The sequence below is a fragment of the Okeania sp. genome, from assembly GCF_983059655.1.
Map to the genome: position 1 here is coordinate 12,036 of NZ_CEZPJD010000080.1, position 4,963 is coordinate 16,998.

At 36.8% G+C, this 4,963-nt stretch carries 4 protein-coding genes; 2 read left to right on the forward strand and 2 right to left on the reverse strand.

Going from position 1 to position 4,963, the window contains the following annotated elements:
- Positions 1 to 109 precede the first annotated feature (109 nt).
- Entirely contained in the window at positions 110 to 661 is a 552-nt protein-coding gene (locus AC3DU7_RS07330; protein ID WP_488038695.1) for a peroxiredoxin, read from the reverse strand.
- Positions 662 to 1,222: 561 nt separating this feature from the next.
- Positions 1,223 to 1,363 carry a hypothetical protein gene (locus AC3DU7_RS07335; protein ID WP_488038696.1) on the reverse strand — a complete coding sequence of 47 codons (141 nt, stop codon included), beginning with the start codon at positions 1,361 to 1,363 and terminating at the stop codon, positions 1,223 to 1,225.
- Between the two features lie 257 nt (positions 1,364 to 1,620).
- Here AC3DU7_RS07335 and AC3DU7_RS07340 point away from each other — a divergent pair, with 257 nt between their 5' ends.
- Both AC3DU7_RS07340 and AC3DU7_RS07345 read left to right on the forward strand, forming a co-directional pair.
- Complete coding sequence (locus AC3DU7_RS07340; protein ID WP_488038697.1) at positions 1,621 to 2,982, forward strand: peptidylprolyl isomerase; 1,362 nt, start codon at positions 1,621 to 1,623, stop codon at positions 2,980 to 2,982.
- Between the two features lie 368 nt (positions 2,983 to 3,350).
- Positions 3,351 to 4,963 (forward strand): peptidylprolyl isomerase (locus tag AC3DU7_RS07345; RefSeq protein ID WP_488038698.1); only part of this gene is annotated, 1,613 nt, incomplete at its 3' end.

Sequence of the window (4,963 nt, forward strand, 5' to 3'; positions counted from 1 at the left end):
AATTAAAAATATAACCTTTATTACTTGTGACTTCTGACTTGCTAAGACGCATTTAAAATGCATCTTAAGCTTAGGGAGTGGTGGATAACTCCCTACTTAATTAACTTAATTAAATCTGCTGTAACTCATCCAAACGTGCCAAAACTTCTTGACTATGAATAGGAGGTCTTACTCCTAGAAAAATTTCCTCTAATATTCCATCTGGGTTGATAATAAAAGTATGTCGCATTGAGAAAAAATTCATCCATGAACCATAAGCTTTACTAACACTTCCATGCATATCAGCTAACAATGGAAATTTCAATCCTTCAGAATCACAAAATTCTGCATGAGAGTCTATATCATCTGCACTAACACCTAAAATTTGAGCATTTCTAGAAATATATTTTGGTAAATCTTGCTGGAACCTACGCGCTTCAATAGTACAACCAGAAGTAAAATCTTTAGGATAAAAATAAAGCACAACCCACTTACCTTGATAATCAGATAAAGAGATTTCTCCATCTCCAGTATTTGTGGGTAAAGTAAATTCTGGTGCTGGCTGGTTTAACTCCGGTAACTTGCCTCCAAGTGCCCAAGTATTAGGAATAAAGTTAAACCAAGTTATCAAAGCTAAACAGCTAGCTAAAAATATGCTAATTAGATTCCGACGGGTGGTCATAATTCATGATGAAAACTCTACTTTATATAAGTTTACTTGAAGAAGGCAGAGGGCAGAAGGGAATTCTGGCTCCTGCATAGTGCCCGTGACTGAAGAGAAGAAGGGTATAAAGCCCCAACAATTATTCCTTCTGCCCTTAGCATAAGTGCCTTTGTTAAAACTCCAAGCAATTTTAGAGGTTGTCTGAGAAGTCCCATTTGCTACATCGCTCGCCCCCGCGCATCCCCCTTTCAACAAAAAGCGAAGCAACATCTGGCTTCCCCCGTTCAACAAAAAGCGAAGCAACATCTGGCTTCCCTCTTTCCAAGGGGGACGGGAGGGGAATTAATAAAGGGGAACTAGAGCAAGCAAATTGACTCTTGTTCCACCTAAAGTTGGGGGGCTAGGGCAGGGCTAATTCATTGTCGTAGCGAGAATATTTACAACCCTATATTTTTAGTTAACTAATTCTAGTTAAGATGTACGAAATTTCAAAATTTCAAAAGATATAGCAATGTGCGCTGGCATATTTACAAATTGCAGGAAGTGTCCAATAGCTAAAAGTCTTATATGATAAGCTTTTTATTCCCCCTGTTGCCTGTTGCCTATTGCCTGTTGCCTGCGCGCAGCGCTATACAATTTTTCGATCGCGTGACGATGAATTGACTTTACTCCCCACTCCCCTACTCCCCACTCCCCTACTTCTTTTTTCTCTCGTGACAATGAATTAGCCCTGGAGGGTTAGGGGGGCAAAATTCAGTATCAAAAAACTTTTCAGATATCCTCTTAAGCATTCCCATTGACGGTGGGTATCAAACCCGGAAAAGAAAAGATAAATTTAGGAACAAATTTTCTTTGAGGAAGTTCTTCTAATCTAATATTTCTGATTTTGAGGAAAAATAGCGTTTATCAGAAAAGCCAGAAAAATTACTATATAATAAGCAACTTGTACAAAAACTTTACCCATAAAATCAGTAAAAATGGAAGAAGATCTACCACAAATCTCCAGTCCGGTAACAGTATTAATGGTTATCGACAATCAAATAGTTACTATAGAAGTTGATGGTATAAATGCACCAATAACTGGAGGTAATTTTGTTGATTTAGTAGAACGAAATTTTTATGATGGTGTCAGATTTCATCGCATCGAAAATCAACCACAATTTTCATTAGTTCAAGCAGGAGACCCTTTCAGTAGAAACACAGATGTTCCTTTAGAACTTTTAGGAAGTGGTAATTTTGTCGATCCACTCACAAATGAAACTCGATTTATTCCTTTAGAAATTCGGCCGTTAGGACTTGGGCAAGAAATTATTTATAATCAAATAGTTTCTCCTCCATTACAACTGCCAAATGTAGTAGGTGCAATTGGAATGGCTCGTACAACGGAGTTAAATTCTGCATCTTCTCAATTTTATATTCCCTTAAATGATTTATCAGTATTAGATGGTAGTTTTGCCATATTTGGTAATGTAATAGATGGATTAAATGTGATAGAAGAAATAGAATTAGGGGATAGTATTACTACTGCAAGAGTTACTCAAGGAATAATTCCTAGTCGAGTTTCACAAATTATTACTGATAGTACTCTACTGAATAATTTTATTAATATTGTTAATCGTGCCAATATTCCATTACCTATTGATTTCTTCCAAGTTTTAACTGAAGGAGACGATATTTTTCCTATTTCTACAGAATTATCTCAAGAAGTATTTGGTGTATTGGGATTAGAAGGAAATGATGAAATTACAGGTTCAATAATTAATGATGTAATTAATGGTAATCAAGGAGATGATAGTTTAAATGGTGGAGATAGTTCCGATTATCTTCGGGGTGGAAAAGGATTTGATTTATTATCTGGTGGTCCCGATAGTGATATTCTCAATGGTAACTTAGATAATGATACTTTATTCGGTGGTAGAGGAGATGATTTTCTACGCGGTGGAAAAGATAGCGATCTATTAAGTGGTGGTGAAGGAAATGATATTTTAATTGGTGATGCTGGTACAGATAATTTGGCTGGTGAAGCAGGAGCAGATACTTTTATTTTGGCATTAATTGATAATGAAGAAAATAATGCAGATACAATTGAAGATTTTAATTTTTTAGAAGGGGATAGAATAGGTGTTTCGGTACAAATCTCTTCTCTATCTTTTACTCAAGAAGAAAATAGTACAGTTATTCAATTAGAAGGTGAAACAGAGGAAGATAATATTATTCTTGGTACTGTGAATAATTCGACAGTAGAAGAAGTGAGAAGTTCCAGTTTCTTTGTCGATTTTCCCACAGTTTTTGTTCCTGATGCATTGCCTTTTGGAGATGCAGCTTTGAGAATTGGATAATTTAAACAATTAATAATTAATAATTAATAATTAATAATTAATAATCGTCTTTCCTTAAAAAGAAGAGGATTGACTCAAAGGAAAAATTTTTCTGTCTTGGTCGATTGGATATAGTGAGGAAACCTTGCCATTCTTCGACCGCTTGTTTCTCCTTGCTCATGAGAAGCTTGAAACCTTAATTATTCGGTAAAGTTAAGTATTTTAGTTTTAACTAATAGACATCTCCAATAATAAAAAGTCAAATCAATTATCCTGTAGAAATTATCAATTATTTCTCCCTATTCCCCACTCCCTACTTCCTACTCTCTCTTTTCAAATAGAATATAATGAAGTAGCAAATTTTAGAAAAATAAGGAATCAATTAACAAATGGACGAAACAAAAAGTACCGAAGAATATTTAGAAGAGCTAGAATTACCCGATCTGGAAGGCCAAGAAGTCACAGTAGAAATGGTGGTACAGAAGGTCTCTCAGGAAGAAGATGAAGAGGAAAATGAAAATGAAGAAGAGGAAAATGAGAATGAAGAGGAGCGTGGTGAGAGAGAAAAAATTACTGTTACACTCAATTCCGCTGCTGCTCCAGTAACAGCCGCTAACTTTGTCGATCTGGTAGAGCAAAATTTCTATGATGCTCTGGCATTTCATCGGTTTGTGGAAGGTTTTGTAGTTCAAGGTGGCGACCCCCAGGGCAGAGACCCAGATTTTTTAATTGAAGATTTAGGCTCGGGGAAATTTATTAACCCTGCAACAGAAGCACCACGGGAAATACCTTTGGAAATTCAAGTTGCAGAAACAGGAGAGATTATCTATAACGAAGTAGTTGCCGATCCAGTAGAGTTATCCCATGAAGCAGGGGTAATAGCTATGGCTCGCTCTCAAGCACTAGATACAGCTTCTTCTCAATTTTACTTCTCTTTAGATAATATTGCCAATCAACTGGATGGCGGTTATGCAGTATTTGGTGAAGTTACTGATAATTTTGATTTTGTCCAAGACCTGAGAGAAGGCGATCGCATTCTTGTCGCTAGGGTAGTTGACGGAGATGTATCTAGTAGAGCTTCAGAGATAGCTACTGACTCAGATTTACTCAATGATTGGGTTAATGTGGACAATAAAGTGAAGGTATCTTACGTTCTTTCTATGGATGAAGATACTGAAAATGACGATAGTGATGCTAATTCTGCCCAGGATGATATTGTTGAGGCATCTATAGAGCAGCCTATCCTTGCCAGTCAAATTGCGCAAACTGTTGATGAAGAAGTTGAAGGAGAAGAAGAAGCAGAAGAGGGAGCAGAAGTAGAAGAAAATTCAGATAGTGAAGATAATGATGAAGGCGAGGGTGATGAAATAGCTAGCGCTGTTGACGAAGATGAAGACTCAGAAGAAACAACTGAGGTAGCTGAAAATGATGATAGTGAGAGCGTGCTGGATATAGAAGTTGTTGATTCTTCTTTCACAACCATCATCGGAATAGAAAGTGATGATGTGATTGATGTCTTTGAAATAAGCGACGTTGATACTGCTTCATCTTTCGCAATTATGGGTTTGGCAGGTGACGACGAAATATCTGGTGGTAATGGTACAGATATCCTTAGTGGTAACGAAGGTAATGATACAGTTAGCGGTCGTGACGGTCAAGACTTTATTAGAGGTGGAAAAGGTAATGATGAGTTAATAGGTGGCAAAGGTGATGATATTCTTGTTGGGGATTATGATGTTGATACTCTGACTGGTGGTTTGGGTGCAGATAGTTTTATTCTGCGAGCTGATATTATTGATGGCATAGAAGAAATCGACCAAGCTGACTTGATTACTGATTTTAGTGTCACAGATAACGATCGAATTGTCGTAGTTGCTAATTTCATTCCTTCTGAAGGGTTAGTTTATGAATTATTCGATGATGACACGGTAATTAGACTGTCAGACAGTGGATTTATATTAGGAGTAGTTTCAGATACTTCCATAGAAGATGTTGAAAATAA

Bases quoted from the DNA above. Each gene is read 5' to 3' on its own strand.
- AC3DU7_RS07330 (WP_488038695.1), bottom strand. From the start codon at position 661: ATGACCACCCGTCGGAATCTAATTAGCATATTTTTAGCTAGCTGTTTA.
- AC3DU7_RS07340 (WP_488038697.1), top strand. From the start codon at position 1,621: ATGGAAGAAGATCTACCACAAATCTCCAGTCCGGTAACAGTATTAATG.